Consider the following 16,823-nt stretch of genomic DNA (forward strand, 5'->3'; position numbering starts at 1 on the left):
CGGGGAGCCGAGCAGCAGGGAGGTCATGTGATTCGCATCGGGATCACCGGACACCGCAACCTGACCCCTGACGTGAGCGGCGCCGTCGCCGGTCTGGTCAGGGCTCACCTGGAACCGTACGGATGCGAGATGGTGGGCCTGTCCTGTCTCGCGGACGGCGCCGACGTCGTCTTCGCCGAGGCCGTGGTGGCCACCGGTGCCCCGCTGGAGGCCATCGTCCCCGCGACCGGTTACCGGGAGGCGCTCCCGGACGAGCACCACCCGGTGTACGACCGCCTCCTGGGACAGGCCGTCCTGGTCCACGCGCTGCCGCACGAAGAGTCCGACCCCCGCGCCCACATGGCGGCGGGACGCCTCCTCGTCGAGCGGTGCGACCAGCTGGTCGCGGTCTGGGACGGGGAACCCGCCCGGGGCCCCGGCGGTACCGCCGACGTGGTGGCCTACGCGCACCGGGTGGACCGCCCCGTCACGGTCCTGTGGCCCGAGGGTGCCCGCCGCTGAACCCGTGCCGGGTCCGCGCCCGCGGTGGCGCCCGGGCCCGCCACTCGACGCTCCCGGCTAACGGCCTCCGGCCCGTCCGGTGATCACGGCGTTGACGTCCGAGGCCCGCAGCACTCCCAGGATCGAGCCGTCGGCCTCCAGGACCAGGTACTCGGGCAGCGGCTGCCGGGTGAGCTCCGTCAACAGCTCCTCGCCCTCCAGGTCGGCGGAGACGGTCGAGTGCTCCGTCAGCGCCCGCGCCACGTCCGACACCGGGACCCAGGCCCGGCGCGCGTCGGTGATCGCCTCGGCCGCCGCCGGATGCACCACGGACATCGGCGTTCCGGCGCTGTCGGTGACCACGACCGCCTCCGCACCGGCCTCCCGGGCGCGGACGTCGGCCTGGGCCAACGGGAGGTCGGCCGGGACGGCCACGGCGCGGCGGGTCAGCGCGCGTGCCCTCAACCCCGGCACCCGGGCCCGGACGCGCGCGTTGTTGAGCGCCTCCGTGGCCCCCATCCACATGAAACCGGCCAGGACCAGGCCCCACACGATCGCCCACGGTCCCGGGGTGCTCCCCGCGCTCCACGCGAACAGGAACGGCAGCGCCACGACGACGAGGGCGAGGACCCGGCCGCCCCAGGCGGCCACGACGCTGCCCGTGTGGGGGCGGCCCGTCATCTTCCACACCCCGGCGCGCAGCAGGCGACCGCCGTCCAGCGGAAGCCCCGGCAGCAGGTTGAACACGCCCACGAGGAGGTTGGCGATCCACAGCTGGAAGAGCAGCTCCCCGGGGACGCTGAAGGGGTCCGTGAAGAGCGCGAGCACGAACGCGACCGCCGCCAGCACGAGTGACAGCAGCGGTCCGGAGAAGGCGATCCAGAACTCACGGCCCGGTGTGGGCGCCTCCCGGTCGATCTCCGAGACCCCGCCCAGCACGTAGAGGACGATGCGGCGCACCGGCAGTCCGTACCAGCGGGCCACGAGCGAGTGCGCCAGTTCGTGCACGAGCACCGAGGCGTAGAGCAGGACCGCGAAGACGAAGGCCAGCAGGTAGGCGGAGGGGCCCAGGGCCAGGCGCGCCTGGACGATCCCTCCGTAGACGAGGGTGATCAGGACGGCGACGATCCACCACGACGAGGTGACGTAGACCGGGACCCCGAAGGGGCGGCCCAGCAGTAACCCGGGCTTCTTCCGTTCAGTGTCGTCGGGACGGGGTCGGGACTGGTCACTGCCTCTGCTCACGGCTCCACACTAGGCCCTGTTCCGCCGGGGTCCCCGGCAGGTGGGAGCTGAGCCCTCCCGGTCGGTTCACGGTGGCTCCGCCCGCTCCCGGCGGGTGCGCTCCTCTCATAGGCTCGGTGTATGACCACCGCGCCGCTTCCGACCGCCCTCTCGCCCTCCCGGGCCTCGGACTTCCTCCAGTGCCCGCTGCTGTTCCGGTTCCGTACCATCGACCGCCTCCCCGAGGCGCCCAGCGCCGCCGCCCTGCGGGGCACCCTGGTGCACGCCTGTCTGGAGCGCCTGTACGAGCTGCCCGCCGACGCCCGCACGCCGCGCACGGCGGAGAGCCTGGTCGAGCCGCAGTGGGCCCGGATCCGGGACGGCAAACCCGAGGTCGCGGAGCACCTCTTCCCCGGCGAGGAGGGGCTCGCCGACTGGTTGGACTCGGCCCGGGCCCTGGTCAGGCGCTACTTCGACCTGGAGGACCCCGAGCGCCTGGAGCCGCGCGAGCGTGAGATGCGCCTGGAGGTCGCGCTCCCCACCGGCCTGAGGTTGCGCGGCTACGTGGACCGGCTCGACGTGGCTCCCAACGGGCGGATGCGCGTGGTCGACTACAAGACCGGCAAGTCGCCGCACCCCCGGTTCGAGGACAAGGCCAAGTTCCAGATCTTCTTCTACGCGGTGATGATCTGGCGCGACCTGGGCGTGGTTCCCGCCCGTCTCCAGCTCGTCTACCTGGGCGACGGTTCGGTGCGCTGGTACGACCCCACGGAGGAGGAGCTCCTGGCGGCGGAGGCGGAGATCGGTGACATCTGGGCGCGGATCGAGGCGGCCGGGCGCGCGGGGACCTGGGAGCCCAGGCGCAGCAAGCTGTGCGGCTGGTGCGAGCACCAGGCCCTGTGCCCGGAGTTCGGCGGCACCCCGCCGCCGCTGCCGACCGCCTGAGGCGCTCCGCCGACGACCCCGGACGCGGGTAGATCGGTGGTGTAGGTCTCCCGCACACGGGTAGTGTGACGCAACTCCGACCCAGATCACGGGTGGGTCACGGCGTTTACGGCCCCGATGACCGCCGACTTGGGGGAGAATCGGGCCGTGTCCGACTCCGTATCCGTCTCCGTCCTGCTCGCCGACGACCAACCCCTCGTCCGCGCTGGCTTCCGCATGATCCTGGAGTCGTCCCCCCACCTGTCCGTCGTCGGTGAGGCCTCGGACGGCCGCGAGGCCGTGCGCTCGGCCCGGAGCCTGCTCCCCGACGTCGTCCTCATGGACGTCCGCATGCCCGGCGTGGACGGCATCGAGGCCACCCGGCGGATCGTCGAGTGGGCCCGCCCGCTCGGCCACCGGGTGCACGTCCTCGCCCTGACCACGTTCGACCTCGACGAGTACGTCGTCGGGGTGCTGCGCGCGGGCGCCTCCGGTTTCCTCCTCAAGGACGCGCCTCCCGCCGAACTCGTCTCGGCGGTCGAGGTGGTCGCCCGGGGCGCCTCCGTGGTCTCCCCCACCGTCCTGCACCGCCTCCTGGACCGCTTCGCGCCCCTCCTGCCGAGCCACGAGCCCGAACCCGAACCCGAGCGGGACTCCCTCACCGCCCGCGAACGCGAGGTGTTCCGACTCATCGCGCGGGGGTGGTCCAACGGGGAGATCGCCGCGCACCTGGTGGTCGGGGAGACCACCGTCAAGTCCCATGTCGGAAGCATCCTCACCAAGCTCGGCCTGCGCGACCGCGTGCAGGCCGTCGTGCACGCGTACGAGAGCGGCCTGGTCCGCCCCGGACAGCACACGGAACAGGACGGGGCACGCGACCCGCGTGCCCCGGGTCCTCCGTCCTGAACACCGTCACCGAGCCCCGCGAGCGCCCGAGACCCGGCGCGTCGCCCACCATGACGAAGCACGCCCCTTGACAGGATGATCCGGTGACCGAACTCACCGCCGCCGCCGCGGCCGGAGGGCGAACCGCGCGCACGGGCGCGGCGTCCCCCTTGGGGTTGCCGAGGCAGTACGCAGATCATCTGGGGTGCGGGCGACGGGGAGGAAACGGAGTACAGCCATGCCAAGCAAGCGGGATCGCTCGGGGCCGCCGAGCGAGGAGTTCATGCTCAGCCGGATGCGCGACTGGCGCGCCGAGCACGAACGCGAGCTGACCCCGGACAGCCTGGAGGACGGCGAGGACGTCAGCCTCCCTGACGCCCGGGTGATCAACCTCGTCCTGCGTGTGGGCGAACTGATGCTGGCCAGCGGGGAGGGCACCGAGGCGGTCAGCGAGGCCATGCTGAGCCTGTCGGTCGCCTTCGACCTGCCCCGCTCGGAGGTGTCGGTCACCTTCACCACGATCTCCCTGTCCACCCACCCCGGCGGCGACAGCCACCCGGTCACCGGGGAACGGGTGGTGCGTCGCCGAACCCTCGACTACTTTCGCGTCAACGAGTTGCACACACTGGTCCAGCAGGCGGCGCTCGGGCTGCTGGAGCTGGAGGACGCCAGCGCCCGCCTGGAGCAGATCCGCCGGGCCCGGATGCCCTACCCCAACTGGCTGATCGCGGTGGGCTTCGGCCTGATCGCCTCCAGCGCGAGCCTGATGGTGGGTGGTGGCCTGATCGTGGCCACCGTCGCCTTCCTCGCCACGGTGCTGGGCGACCGCACCTCGGTGTTCCTGGCCAACCGGGGGGTCGCGGAGTTCTACCAGATGTCGGCGGCGGCCGTGGTGGCCTCCTCCATCGGCGTGGGTCTGCTGTGGGTGAGCACCGAGCTGGATCTGGGCCTCCAGGCGGGCGCGATCATCACCGGTAACATCATGGCCCTGCTGCCGGGCCGTCCGCTGGTCTCCAGCCTCCAGGACGGGATCAGCGGCAGTTACGTGTCGGCGGCCGCGCGGCTGCTGGAGACCTTCTTCATCCTGGGCGCGATCGTGGCGGGTGTGGTCTCGGTGGCCTACACCGCCACCCGTCTGGGCATCGACCTGGACCTGGAGAACCTGCCCTCGGCGGGGACCGCCATGGACGCGCCGGTCCTGATCGGCGCGGCCGGGATCGCCATGGCCTTCGCGATCTCCCTGGCGGTGCCCCCGCGCATGCTGCCCACGATCGGCGCCCTGGGCGTGATGATCTGGCTGATCTACGCGGGTCTGCGCCTGCTCCTGGAGGTGCCGCCGGTGGTCGGGACGATCGTGGGCGCGATGGCGGTGGGCGTGGTCGGGCACTGGCTGGCCCGGCGCACGCAGCGGCCGGTGCTGCCCTACCTGATCCCCTCCATCGCGCCGCTGCTGCCCGGAAGCATCCTGTACCGGGGTCTGATCGAGATCACGCAGGGAACGGCCGTCTCGGGGCTGCTGAGCATCGCTGAGGCGGTCATGGTGGCGCTGGCGCTGGGCGCCGGGGTCAACCTCGGCGGTGAGCTGGTGCGGGCGTTCCAGCGCGGCGGTCTGGCGGGGGCGGGGATGCGCGGCCGTCCCGCGGCGCGCCGCACCAGAGGCGGTTACTGAGCGGGGCCGCACCGGCCCTCGGCGGCCGGTGCGGCCGACCCGGACGGGAAAAAGGAGCCCTCGGACAGAACCCGTCAGGCGTGTGGCGTGTCTCACTTGGCGAAGGTCAACAAGACACGCCGACGAACGTTGTCGACCTAAACCGACAACATCATGTGATGTCAGCCACTAATGTTGGCCTCAGCTCAACGAGGAGCACCCCGACGAAAGGCTCTGACATGTGCAGCCATTCACCCGCCTGCCCTTCCTTCGAGGACACCGACCGCGAGGCCGCCCGGGTCGTCTCCAGCCACCCGGAACAGGGATGGAGCCTGCTCTGCAACGGCGTCGTCCTCTTCGACGACACCGGTGAGCTCCTCCCCGACGGCGCGGTCGTGGCCCCGCACCGTCCCCGGGTCGCCGCCTGACCCCGAGCGCTCCCGAAAGCGCCGTCCCCAGGGCCGGTCCCTGGCCCCTCGCTCAGCCTCCGTCCGGCCACTGCTCCGGCAGGACGTCCTCACCCATCGCCGCGCTGAGCCGACGTCTGAAGTCGGCGTGCACGGAGCTCCCCCACACCAGTTCACTCGGCGTGCGCAGAGCCGTCTCCATGGCCGCGCGCAGGGCCGCCGGCCGGGACTCGCCCTCGACGACCGGGACGGCCAGCAGTGCGTGCATCTGTGTGACGACCGCGAACAGCTCCCCCGCCAGCGCGGGAGCGCTGGAGGTGGCCACGGCCTCCTCCAGGTAGACCTCCCACCACGGCTCGGGCTGTTCCCCGCCGTCCTGCGGCGGGTGGGCGAAGGGGCTCCGCAGACGTCCCCGTACGGCGTCGGCGGTGTTCCGGTCACGGCTGTCCAGGCCGGCCCGCCAGACCTGTTCGGCCGCGTCCGACTCCCCCTTGAGGGAGAGCAGCCCGGCGAGCAGCTCCACCGCGGCGCCGGAGGTGCGCGGTTCCGGGCGGGGACCCGCGTCCCCGTCGGGCGGTCCGGTGTCCACCACGGAGCCCACGTCCGCGATCGCCCTCTCCAGGTACGTGGCGGCGCGCAGCATCCGCAGCCCGGGGTCGTCGCCCACGCTCAGACCGCGTTCGACCGCGACGGCGGCGGCGTCCGGCCGCCCCCGTTCCAGGAGCCGACCGGCCAGGTCGCGCGCGGCCTCCACCACGGTGGCGGCGTGCAGGCGGCTGATCGCGGCGTCTCCGGGCGGCAGCTCCAGAGCCGTCTCCCAGTGTTCCTCGGCCTCGTCCTCCTCGCCGCGCAGCTCCGCCTCGCGTGCCAGTCCGTAGTGGGCCACGGCGGCGTACGCGGGGCCGCCGAGATCGAGCAGGCGGTGCCAGATCCGGACGGCCTCGCCGTGCGCGCCCTCCTGCTCCAGGGAGAGCGCCAGATGGTAGGCGGCGCGCGGGGCGTACCGGGTGTCGCCGGTGGAGAGGGCGCGGCGCGCCGCCTTCCGGGAGGCGGCCGGGTCGCCGCGCTGGTCCTGCACCACGGCCAGGCCGAGCAGGGCCCTCGCCTGCACGCGGGGCGGGGGATTGGCCGCGACGGCCCGCTGGTACAGCTTGGCGGCCCGCTTGAGGTGCCCGTTCTCGGCGAGGTCCTGGGCCTGGTCACACAGGTCCGGGGCGCCCTCCGGCGTCGGCGCGGAGGCGTCCTCGGCGTCGTCGGGGTCCGTGGCCCGGGGTCCGGGGTCTGAGGGGTCGGCGGGGCCAGAGCGTGCGGGAGGTCCGGACGTCGTGGTCATTCGTTCCGCTTTCCATGGGGGTGTCGGGCCCGCGCGACGGGGAGCGCGGGCCGCAGGCGTGGCCGCGTCCGGCATCGGCGGTTCCGCGGCTGTGCAAACTCTAACGCGCCCTCCCCCGGCCGTCGCGGGCCCGTGGGTCGGGTGTCGGCACGGTCTGCGGCTCCGCCGGTGCTCCCGACCGCCTCGCGGGACGCGGAAGGGGCGCCCCCTCACGGGTGGGCGCCCCTCGCACGTTCGCGGGACACGCGTGTCCCGGCTCCGGTGCCTACAGCTCGAAGGCCTCCGGCGGCGGGCAGGAGCAGACCAGGTTGCGGTCACCGTAGGCCTGGTCGATCCGGCCGACCGGCGGCCAGTACTTGTCCTGGCGCAGCGACGGCAGCGGGTACGCGGCCTCCGCGCGGGTGTAGGCGCGGTTCCACTCGTCGGCGGTGACCGCCTCGGCGGTGTGCGGGGCGCCGCGCAGCGGGTTGTCCTCGGCGTCCCACTCGCCGCTGGCCACGCGATCGATCTCGCCCCGGATGGAGATCATCGCCTGGATGAACCGCTCCAGCTCCGCGAGGTTCTCGCTCTCGGTGGGCTCCACCATGAGCGTGCCGTTGACCGGGAAGGACATGGTCGGCGCGTGGAAGCCGTAGTCCATCAGGCGCTTGGCGACGTCCTCGTTGCTGATGCCGCTGGCCTTCTGGAGCGGGCGGATGTCGATGATGCACTCGTGCGCGACCAGACCGTTGGCGCCGGTGTAGAGCACCGGGTAGTACGGCTCCAGGCGCTTGGCCACGTAGTTGGCGGAGAGCACGGCGGTCTCGGTGGCGGAGCGCAGGCCGTCGCCGCCCATCATCCGCACGTAGGCCCAGGAGATCGGCAGGATGCCCGCCGAGCCGAACGGCGCGGCGGAGACCGGGCCGACGCCGGTGTGCGGACCCGCCTCGGGCTGGCCCGGGTGGTTCGGCAGGAAGCCCGCCAGGTGCGAGCGGACCGCGACCGGGCCCACGCCCGGACCGCCGCCACCGTGCGGGATGCAGAAGGTCTTGTGCAGGTTGAGGTGGCTGACGTCCGCGCCGAACTCGCCCGGCTTGGCCCAGCCGACCAGGGCGTTCAGGTTCGCGCCGTCCACGTAGACCTGGCCGCCGGCCTCGTGGACCACTCGGCAGACCTCGGTGATGGTGTCCTCGTACACGCCGGCGGTGGAGGGGTAGGTGACCATGATGGCCGCCAGCTCCGCGCCGTGCTTGGCGATCTTGGCGCGCAGGTCGTCCAGGTCGACGTTCCCGTCGTCGGCGCAGGCCACCACGGCCACCCGCATGCCCGCCATGACCGCGCTGGCCGCGTTGGTGCCGTGCGCGGAGCTGGGGATGAGGCAGACGTCGCGGTGGTCGTCGCCGCGCGAGCGGTGGTAGCCGCGGATGGCCAGCAGACCGGCGAGCTCCCCCTGGGAACCGGCGTTGGGCTGGAGGGAGACGGCGTCGTAGCCGGTGACCTCGGCCAGCCACCCCTCCAGGTCGCGGATGAGCGACACGCTCCCGGCCGCCTGGTCGAGCGGGGCGAACGGGTGCAGGCCCGCGAACTCCGGCCAGGTGATGGACTCCATCTCGGCGGTGGCGTTGAGCTTCATGGTGCAGGAGCCCAGCGGGATCATCGTGCGGTCCAGCGCGAGGTCGCGGTCGGACAGGCGGCGCATGTAGCGCAGCAGGGACGTCTCGCTGCGGTGGGTGTTGAACACCTGGTGCGTGAGGTAGTCGACGCCGCGCGCGAGGTCGGCGGGCAGGCGGTCGGCGTCGCCGTCCACGGACACCGGGCCGCGCTCGGCACCCCGGTCGGCCTCCCCGAAGGCGGCCAGGACCTTCTCCAGGTCGGCCACGGTGGTGGTCTCGTCCACGCTCAGGCCGACCGTGCCCTGGTCGACGCCCAGCAGGTTGATCCCGGCCTCCAGCGCGCGCTCGACCACGCGGTCGGCGCTGGGCACGCGCACGCGCAGGGTGTCGAAGTAGGCCCCGTGGAGCACCTCGAATCCGCGCTGGGTCAGCGTGTCGGCCAGGGCCGCCGTACGGGCGTGGACCTGGCGGGCGATCGCGCGCAGCCCGTCGGGGCCGTGGTAGACGGCGTACATCCCGGCCATGATGGCCAGGAGCACCTGGGCGGTGCAGATGTTGCTGGTGGCCTTCTCGCGGCGGATGTGCTGCTCGCGGGTCTGGAGCGCCAGACGGTAGGCGGGCTTGCCCGCGTCGTCCACGGAGACGCCGACCAGGCGGCCGGGCAGCTGGCGGCGGAGCTTCTCCCCCACCGACATGTATCCGGCGTGCGGGCCGCCGAAGCCGAGCGGGACGCCGAAGCGCTGGGTGGAGCCCACCGCGATGTCCGCGCCGAGGTCGCCGGGGCTGCGCAGCAGGGTCAGCGCGAGGATGTCGGCCGCGACCACGGCCAGGGCACCGCGCTCGTGGGCCTCCGCGATGACGGCGCCGGGGTCGCGCACCGCTCCGCTGGAGGCCGGGTACTGGACCAGGACGCCGTAGACGTCGCCCTCGGGCAGGCCCTGGGTGAGGTCGGCGACGACGACCTCGATGCCCAGGGGTTCGGCGCGGGTGCGCAGCACCTGGAGGGTCTGCGGGAAGACGTCGGAGTCGACCACGAAGACGTCGCCCTTGACCTTGCTGACGCGGCGGGCCAGGGTCATGGCCTCGGCGGCGGCGGTGGCCTCGTCCAGCAGGGAGGCGCCGGTGATGGGCAGACCTGTGAGGTCGGAGACCATGGTCTGGAAGTTGATGAGGGCCTCGAGTCGGCCCTGGGAGATCTCGGGCTGGTAGGGCGTGTAGGCCGTGTACCAGGCCGGGTTCTCCATGATGTTGCGCAGGATGACCGGGGGCGTGAGCGTGCCGTAGTAGCCGCGGCCGATCATCGGGGTGGTGGGCCTGTTGCGCGAGGCCAGGTCGCGCAGTTCGGCCAGGGCCTCGGCCTCACCGATCGCCTCGGGCAGGTCGAGCGCGGCGCTCTGGCCGGGGGCGCTGAGGATGGACGCGGGCACGGCCGCGTTCATGAGCTCGGCGGTGGAGCCGTAGCCGACCGTCTTGAGCATCTCGGCGGTCTCGGCGGGGGCGGGTCCGATGTGGCGGTCCGCGAACACCCGGGCGGGGGCGCCCGGGGTGGGGACGTTCGACGGGTCAGGCACGGAGACCTCCTGGTGACAGGGCCGATCGGGTCGGCGGTGTTCCTCACGGTCTCCCCCTCTGTCACCGGGCACGACCGCGCCCAGGCTTCAGAGCGGCCTACTCCGCGCGGTCCATGGTGCCTGAGAGGTTACTGGGGAGTATTGCCCCGTCGGCGCCCCGTTGCCCGAGGTCTCTCCCGCGCGGTATCAGCGGCCTGCTGACGCTCTGTATGTGTGTACAAGCAGGGCGAATGTCGGTTTTCATCCCCGTTGTGACTACGACCGTACTCGATCTGACCCCCTGACACCGAGTCAGGGCACACCTTTCACCGTGGACGTCGCACCGGCGCGGGTACCGGGTTCAGCCGGTCCGCCGCTCCCGGCGCCGCATGGCCAGCTCGTCCACGACCTGGGGGGCCGCCGCGGGCAGATCGGCTCTCTCCTCGGCCGGGACCACGCCGAGCGCCTCCTCCAGTTCACGGGAGACGTTGGCCAACGCCAGACCGAACATCCCCTGCCCCCGCTGCATGAGGTCGACGACCTCGTCGGGCGAGGTGCACTCGTAGACGCTGACGCCGTCGCTCATGAGGGTGATGCGCGACAGTTCGGCGGCGGGGCGGCCGCGCAGGTGGTCGACGGCCGTGCGGATCTGCTGGAGCGATATCCCGGTGTCCAGAAGCCGCTTGGCCACCTTCAGCATCAGGATGTCGGGGAGGCTGTACAGGGGAGCGTTCTGGGCGCCCGTGCGCACGCTGGGAGCCACCAGGCCGGTCCTGGCCCAGTAGTCCAGCTGTCGATAGGTGATCCCGGCGGCCGTACACGCCGCTGGGCCCCGATACCCGACGTCCGTAGGCAGCGCCATCACGTCCTCTTCGCACAGTAGGCCCTGCTGCCCCGCTAGCCGCAGCGCGGACCGCCTGTCATGGTGATCCCGCTTGCCGCTCGCTACCGCCACGCCGACCTCCGGCTTCTCGTCCCACGGCGGCATCGACAGGGGAGTCCACTCAGGGAACGGGCGCGCCGTGGGTTTCACAGCACTGACGGTAGGACGACCGCAGGGCAGCGTCAACGAAGGCGCGCGGCGCGTCGCCAAGTGCGCACACCAAAGGAGTCGCGGTACCGGCCCCCGCCGGGCCGAAACCCGCCGAGCGGTTTTCGGCTGCGCCTTCCACGACCACTCCGTTCACCTAATCTATCACCGGTGCGACCCGTGAACCCGCAGGTCACGGCCGCGAAAAACATATCGGGGCCCGCGGAGGGCGAGCCCCGACCGTTCAGGTACCTCGTTGGCCGAAATCCTCCGGCGAAATGTTGTCCAGAAACTCCCGAAACGCCTCGACCTGGTCCTCCTGCTCGTCCGGGATCGGCATACCGGCCTCCTCGATCACGTCCTCGTGGGCGTAGATCGGGGTACCGGTCCGTAAGGCCAGGGCGATGGAGTCCGAGGGGCGCGCACTGACCTCCACACCGTTGCTGAAGACCAGCTCGGCGTAGAAGATGCCGTCACTCAGACCGGTGATGTTCACCGTCTCCAGCCCCGTGTCCAACGCGTCGAGGACGTCACGGAACAGGTCGTGGGTGAGCGGGCGCGCGGGCGAGACACCCTGCTGGGCGAGCGCGATCGCGGAAGCCTCCACCCCACCGATCCAGATCGGCAGGTAGCGGTCCCCCTCGGATTCCTTGAGCAGGACAATCGGTTGGTTCGAGGGCATCTCAACCCGGACGCCGACGACCTCCATGTGTTTCACAGCGGCTCCGTCCCACGAGTCGTCATGCCGGATGGGCGCTCGTCCCTGCTCCCCCGTCGGACCAGGACCCGAGGGCGAAAATCGGCACCCTTCGTTACAAAGCTCTCCGGAGGCGGGGGGCCGCAAACCTCCTCGGCACACCCGCCCCCGTCGACCGTGGTCAGCGCACCGTCATCGGCGCGGCTTGGTCAGCAGGACCATCCGGAACTTGCCGATCTGGATCTCGTCCCCGCCGCCCAGCTCGGCCTCGTCCACCGGTTCGCGGTTGACGTAGGTGCCGTTGAGGCTGCCGACGTCACGAACCCCGAAGCCGTTGCCGCGGCGGAAGAACTCCACGTGGCGTCGGGACACGGTGACGTCGTCGAGGAAGATGTCGCTGTTGGGGTGTCGGCCAGCGGTGGTCACGTCGCTGTCCAGGAGGAAACGACTCCCGGCGTTGGGGCCCCGTCGCACCACCAGCAAGGCGGTTCCGGGTGGAAGCGCGTCGGTGCTGGCGGGGTCGTCGCCGCCGAGTTCATCGCCCTGTTCCTCCTCCTCCAGCGCCTGTATACCGGAGATGGAGATGGTCGACGTGACATCTCCCGCGGAGTCGCCGCCGGCGTTGGGCCGTGGGCTCTGCTGTTCGGCCCTGCGGACCGGTGTTCCACAGTGGGAGCAGAAACGGGCATCATCCGCAACGGCGTGACCGCACTGCGTGCAGTAAACGCTCGACATAGGTCGGCTCGGCCTCCTACCGCACGGGGCGGTGCTTGATTCGGCTGATCGGTGGCGTGTTCCGGGCGCCAGGCGGGCAACGGGGCCCGTCCACCGTCCGGAACACGGTGAGTCGGTCCGCTGTCCACGGTCGCGGCAGCGGTCGTCTCACACGGTCGGTCGCTAGGTCTCATCCCCCAAGTAGGACTCCTTGTCACCCCCGTTGGATGTCCGCCGTTGCCGGGATTCCGTGGCGGGTGGTGACACGGTGCTTCAGGGAACACTCGACTTTAAACCATATCCCTGTCCAGACAGGGTCTCGCTCCCCCTCGGCCCGCCGCGAACACCCCGCCGGGGCGCCCGCTTGGCGGGGTCCGGTCCCGTCGGCGTCCGGGACGCCGCCGCGACCGGTGACAGGCCTCGTGGGAGACCAACACCTGTTCTGGAGCAGATGCCCGGCCCGGGCGTTTGGTTCTCCGCCGCGCCGGGTGGATTTCCACGAACTTCCGGCCCCGGCCTCGACCTGCGCCTTCGTCCACTTTATCCCCGACCCCGCCACGGGGCGCGAACACCCCGGGGCGCGACCCGGGCACGGACCGTGGGCGCGGGCGTCACACTCCGCCCGCGCCCACACGCCCCGGCCTGCGGGGCCCGGGCCGCTAGGTCGTGTTTTTTGGATCATTCCGCGCTCACGACCACCAGGCTGCCTCTCACTGCGCCGATGAAGCTCGGACAGCCAAACCCGGGCTGACCTTCACTCCACGGCTTGCGAGAGATTGCCTGGACGGCCGATCGCATCGATGGCGGCTCCGCCGCCACCAGCGAAAGCATCCAAAAAACACTCCCTAGCTCTCGGCCCGTTCCACCACGGCGGCCCACTCGTCGAGCAGACGCTGCACCGTGTCCGAATCAGGACCTTCCGCCCAAAGATGGGTGACGGCCTCCGCCGTGTCCGGCAGGACCAGCGCCCAGCTGCCGTCGGGTTCGATCACCCGCACCCCGTCCGTGGTGTCCAGCTCGCGCTCTCCGGCGGCCTCCACGACCGCGCGCATCACACTCCCCTTGACCGCCCACGGGGTGGGCACCGAACGGCGCAGGAGGTGCGCCTGGGGGATCGCACGGTCGATCTGGCCGAGCGAGCGCCGGGTCCGCGCCACCAGACCGAGCAGGCGTACGAAGGCGGCGATCGCGTCACTGGTCGGGCTGAACTCGGGGACGATGAAACCACCCCGGCCGTCCCCGGCGAAGACGATCTCCGCGCCCTCCGAGAGCACCGCCTTGGTCAGCTCGTCCGTGGCGGTGGCCGTCCAGAGCACCTCGGCCCCGTGCGAGCGCGCCACCTTCTCCGCCACGCGGGTCGTGGTGACCGGCAGCGCCACCCGCCCGCCGCCGCGTTCGGCGGCGACCAGGTCCAGGACCACCAGGAGCGCGCGGTCGCCGTCCACCAGCTCGCCGTTCTCGTCCACGATGTACAGCCGCTCGGCCACCGGGTCGAAGCGCACGCCGAAGTCGGCACCGGAGTTGGCGACCAGCTCGCCCAGCCGCTCCAGGTCCCGCATCTTCTTCGCGACCGTGTCGGTGGGCGAGGCCTCGTCCAGCCGGTTGTTGACCGTGAGCACGTCCACGCCGATCCGGCCCAGCAGGGAGGGCAGGATCAGCGAACCCGTGCCGCCCGCGCAGTCGACCACGACCTTGAGCTCGGCCTCGGCCACACCGGAGGTGTCCACGGACCGCAGCAGTTCGTGGGAGTAGTTCTCCACGTTGCGGGAGGGGAAGGACAGCTCACCGATCTCCCCCGGGAAGGCGCGGCGGTACTCGGCCCGGGAGAAGACCCGGTCGAGCTTGCGCTGGGCCCCCGGCGACAGGTCGGCGCCCTGTCCGTCCAGGAAGATGATGTCCACCGACTCGGGGTCACCGGGGCTGGTGCGCACGGTGATGCCGCCGCTGATGCCGCTCTGCGAGGTGTGGAAGCGCGCCACGGGCAGCGGGACCACCTCCAGGTCCCGGACCTCGATCGCGGCGGCCGTGAGCGCGCTGATGATCGCGCGCTTGAGCGTGCGCGCCGCCCGTGAGACGTCACGGGACGTCGTGACGATCGCGCCCTTCTTGAGCGTGGTGGCGTAGGCGTTGGCCAGCCGTACCGCGAGCTCCGGGGTGATCTCGACGTTGATCAGGCCGGACACGCCCCGGGGGCCGAACAGCGAGCGCTGCCCGCGCGACTCCCAGATGACGTTGGTGCTGACCACCGCACCGGCCTCGATGGTCTTGAACGGGTACACCTTGACGTCGTTGCTCACGTACGCCTCGGACTCGATGACGCAGTCCTCGCCGACGATCGCGCCCTCCTCGATCCGGGCGGCCGCCATCACGTCGGTGTTCTTGCCGATCACCGTCCCGCGCAGGTTGGCGCCCCGGCCGATGAAGACGTTGTCGTGCAGCACGGTGCGGTGGCAGAAGGCCTCGGCCCGCACCACCGTGTTGCTGCCGACCACCGTGAACTCGCGCAGCTCCGCCCCGGCCTCGACCTTGGCGTAGTCACCGATGTAGAGCGGGCCCTTGAGCACCGCGCTGGTGTCCACCTCGGCTCCCTCGCCGACCCACACCCCCGGCGAGACCTCGAAGCCGTCGATCTCGACGTCGACCTTGCCCGAGAGCACGTCCGCCTGGGCGCTGAGGTAGCTCTCGTGGGTGCCCACGTCCTCCCAGTAGCCGTCGGCCACGTACCCGTACAGGGGCGCGCCCTCCTCCAGCAGTTCGGGGAAGACGTCGCCGGACCAGTCGACCACCTCACCCGCGGCGACGCGGTCGAGCACCTCCGGTTCCATGATGTAGATGCCGGTGTTGACGGTGTCGGAGAAGACCTGACCCCAGGTGGGCTTCTCCAGGAAGCGCTGGATGCGACCCTGGTCGTCCACGATGATGATGCCGAACTCCAGCGGGTTGGGCACCCGCTTGAGGGCGATGGTGACCTTGGCGCCGCGCTCCTTGTGGAAGCGGACCATGTCGGTGAGGTCGATGTCGGTGAGCGCGTCACCGGAGATGACGATGAACGGTTCGCCGCGCAGGTGCTCCTCGGCGTTCTTGACGCTCCCGGCGGTGCCGAGTGGAACCTCCTCCGCGACGTAGTGGAGCTTCATACCGAGCTCCTCGCCGTCACCGAAGTAGTTGCGGATGAGCGTGGCCAGGAACTGGACGGTGACCACGGTCTCGGTGAACCCGTGCTTGCGCAGCAGGCGCAGCACGTGCTCCATGATGGGGCGGTTGACCACCGGAAGGAGCGGTTTGGGCTGGTTGGCGGTCATCGGGCGCAGGCGCGTGCCCTCGCCGCCCGCCATCACGACGGCCTTCATGGGGGGTGCCGCGGCCTCACCCGGGGGGACGGGCGCGGAATCGGGTGCGGTCATCGCGCGCACCCCCGAACGGCGGTGCGGTCGGGAGACGCGGCGAAGGACGGTTTCTCGGAACGCGCACGGTCGCGCGCGGTGGGACATGTTCTCATTGCGGAGACGACACTTCCCTTTCGATCCGACAGGACTCTGGTGAGCCGGTCCGCCGGTTCGCTCGGTGGATCAGGGCGTCCGGCCCTGGTCCGGCAGGCCCGGTCCGTCCGAGCCCTCGGGTTCCGCGCCGGGTGCGCCGTCAGCGGTCGCCGGAGCGGACGGATCGGGTCGGTCCACGCCGTCGCCGCGTGCGGGGTCGCTGTCCCGGGAACCCCTGGGGGAACCCGTGAGATCATCGCGTTCGTCGCGGCGGGACTGGTCGATCAGACGCAGTCCCTGGACGGCGTAGAGCAGTCCGGCCCACCAGTACAGAGCCGTTCCCCACAGCGCGAAGGCCCAACCTATAATCCGTGCCACATCTCCGACGATGGACGCGTACCCGGCGAGGAACAGCAGCGGGAACGAGTACAGCAGGCAGAGGGTGGCGGCCTTTCCCGCGAAGTTGACCGGCAGCGGCCCGTAGCCGAAGTGGCGCAGCAGCGGCAGCGCGCCGAGGATGAGGACGTCCCGCAGCACGAGGATGCCCATCAGCCACCACGGGATGATGCCGCGCAGGACCAGGCCGAGCAGGGCCGCGAAGATGTACAGGCGGTCCGCGAGCGGGTCGAGGATCTGGCCCAGTTTGGTGGCCTGGTTCCAGGCCCGGGCGATCTTGCCGTCCAGCCAGTCGCTGAGCCCGGCCAGGGCGAGCACGAGCAGCGCCCACCAGTCCGCCTGGGGTACCAGGACGAGCCACAGGAACAACGGCACGCCCAACAACCGGAGCATGCTCAACAGGTTGGGAACCGTCCAGATGCGGTCACTGACCACCGGGCTGACCACGCTGCCCCCCGCTTCGT

General features: G+C 71.5%; 13 protein-coding genes and 1 riboswitch. Of the genes, 5 read left to right on the forward strand and 8 right to left on the reverse strand.

The genetic code is table 11. The features are described from left to right. Positions 1-27: 27 nt before the first annotated feature. A complete protein-coding gene (locus AC0VYL_RS16885; RefSeq protein ID WP_475480786.1) occupies positions 28-501 on the forward strand; it encodes a hypothetical protein in 474 nt (157 codons plus the stop codon). 57 nt (positions 502-558) lie between these two features. Here AC0VYL_RS16885 and AC0VYL_RS16890 read toward each other — a convergent pair whose 3' ends face one another. Next, positions 559-1,725, reverse strand: a complete 1,167-nt coding sequence (locus tag AC0VYL_RS16890) for a site-2 protease family protein (RefSeq protein ID WP_475480787.1) — start codon at positions 1,723-1,725, stop codon at positions 559-561. A 120-nt stretch (positions 1,726-1,845) separates the two neighbouring features. Between AC0VYL_RS16890 and AC0VYL_RS16895 the strand changes: the two genes are divergently transcribed. The 4 genes from AC0VYL_RS16895 to AC0VYL_RS16910 all read left to right on the forward strand — a co-directional run bounded on the left by AC0VYL_RS16895 (position 1,846) and on the right by AC0VYL_RS16910 (position 5,589). After that, positions 1,846-2,649, forward strand: coding sequence for a RecB family exonuclease (locus AC0VYL_RS16895; RefSeq protein WP_475480788.1), 804 nt, complete (start codon positions 1,846-1,848; stop codon positions 2,647-2,649). Positions 2,650-2,766: 117 nt separating this feature from the next. Then, positions 2,767-3,534 (forward strand): response regulator, encoded by a 768-nt coding sequence (locus AC0VYL_RS16900; protein WP_475453930.1) that lies wholly within the window; start codon positions 2,767-2,769, stop codon positions 3,532-3,534. Positions 3,535-3,751: 217 nt separating this feature from the next. Then, complete coding sequence (locus AC0VYL_RS16905; RefSeq protein WP_475453932.1) at positions 3,752-5,182, forward strand: threonine/serine exporter family protein; 1,431 nt, start codon at positions 3,752-3,754, stop codon at positions 5,180-5,182. Between the two features lie 218 nt (positions 5,183-5,400). Continuing rightward, the gene (locus AC0VYL_RS16910) at positions 5,401-5,589 is read left to right on the forward strand and encodes a DUF5999 family protein (RefSeq protein WP_017544800.1); all 189 of its coding nucleotides are present in this window, start codon (positions 5,401-5,403) and stop codon (positions 5,587-5,589) included. Positions 5,590-5,641: 52 nt separating this feature from the next. On the opposite strand, the gene AC0VYL_RS16915 is transcribed toward AC0VYL_RS16910, so the two are convergent. The 7 genes from AC0VYL_RS16915 to clsA all read right to left on the reverse strand — a co-directional run bounded on the left by AC0VYL_RS16915 (position 5,642) and on the right by clsA (position 16,806). Then, a complete protein-coding gene (locus AC0VYL_RS16915; protein WP_475480789.1) occupies positions 5,642-6,901 on the reverse strand; it encodes a tetratricopeptide repeat protein in 1,260 nt (419 codons plus the stop codon). A 265-nt stretch (positions 6,902-7,166) separates the two neighbouring features. Then, positions 7,167-10,064 (reverse strand): aminomethyl-transferring glycine dehydrogenase, encoded by a 2,898-nt coding sequence (gene gcvP / locus AC0VYL_RS16920; protein WP_475480790.1) that lies wholly within the window; start codon positions 10,062-10,064, stop codon positions 7,167-7,169. 97 nt (positions 10,065-10,161) lie between these two features. Beyond that, a riboswitch (glycine riboswitch) is annotated at positions 10,162-10,253 on the reverse strand. A gap of 151 nt (positions 10,254-10,404) precedes the next feature. Continuing rightward, positions 10,405-10,905, reverse strand: a complete 501-nt coding sequence (locus AC0VYL_RS16925) for a MerR family transcriptional regulator (protein ID WP_475453938.1) — start codon at positions 10,903-10,905, stop codon at positions 10,405-10,407. 412 nt (positions 10,906-11,317) lie between these two features. Further along, complete coding sequence (locus AC0VYL_RS16930; RefSeq protein ID WP_378743599.1) at positions 11,318-11,791, reverse strand: bifunctional nuclease family protein; 474 nt, start codon at positions 11,789-11,791, stop codon at positions 11,318-11,320. A 171-nt stretch (positions 11,792-11,962) separates the two neighbouring features. Beyond that, entirely contained in the window at positions 11,963-12,505 is a 543-nt protein-coding gene (locus AC0VYL_RS16935; RefSeq protein WP_049566369.1) for an FHA domain-containing protein, read from the reverse strand. Positions 12,506-13,329: 824 nt separating this feature from the next. Further along, entirely contained in the window at positions 13,330-15,834 is a 2,505-nt protein-coding gene (locus tag AC0VYL_RS16940; protein WP_475463111.1) for a sugar phosphate nucleotidyltransferase, read from the reverse strand. Between the two features lie 219 nt (positions 15,835-16,053). After that, the gene (clsA, locus tag AC0VYL_RS16945) at positions 16,054-16,806 is read right to left on the reverse strand and encodes a cardiolipin synthase ClsA (RefSeq protein WP_475483529.1); all 753 of its coding nucleotides are present in this window, start codon (positions 16,804-16,806) and stop codon (positions 16,054-16,056) included. Positions 16,807-16,823: the final 17 nt, after the last annotated feature.

Source organism: Nocardiopsis sp. iso_238, assembly GCF_056173325.1.